Source organism: Pelomonas candidula (assembly GCF_043555985.1).
Taxonomy (GTDB): domain Bacteria; phylum Pseudomonadota; class Gammaproteobacteria; order Burkholderiales; family Burkholderiaceae_C; genus Pelomonas; species Pelomonas candidula.
Window position 1 is genome coordinate 1 of record NZ_JBIGIC010000065.1, and the last position, 292, is coordinate 292.

The window sequence follows — 292 nt, forward strand, 5'->3', positions numbered from 1 at the left end:
CCGCTGGCGATGCCGACGGCGGCGGTGTCGGCCAGGCGGTTGGCGGCGCCCAGCGTCAGCGTGCCGCTGGCGATGTTGTCGGTGGCGGCGGCTGCCGTGCCGTTGAGGGCGACGCTGCCGTTGCTGGTGACCGCGCCGGCGCCGAGGTTGGCGGTGACGACGGCGCCGTTGTTGAGCGCGGAGGTGGCGGCGGTGAGCGTGTCGGTGGCGCTGGTGTTGGCCAGCGTGCCGGCGGTGGTCAGCGTGCCGACGGTGTCGCTGCCACCCAGCTTGAGCGTCGCGCCGCTGGCGA

Annotated in this window: 1 pseudogene; it reads right to left on the reverse strand. The window is 75.3% G+C overall.

The annotated features are described in order from the left end of the window. Window positions 1–292: pseudogene (locus ACG04R_RS28500) on the reverse strand (hypothetical protein); the annotation flags it as partial.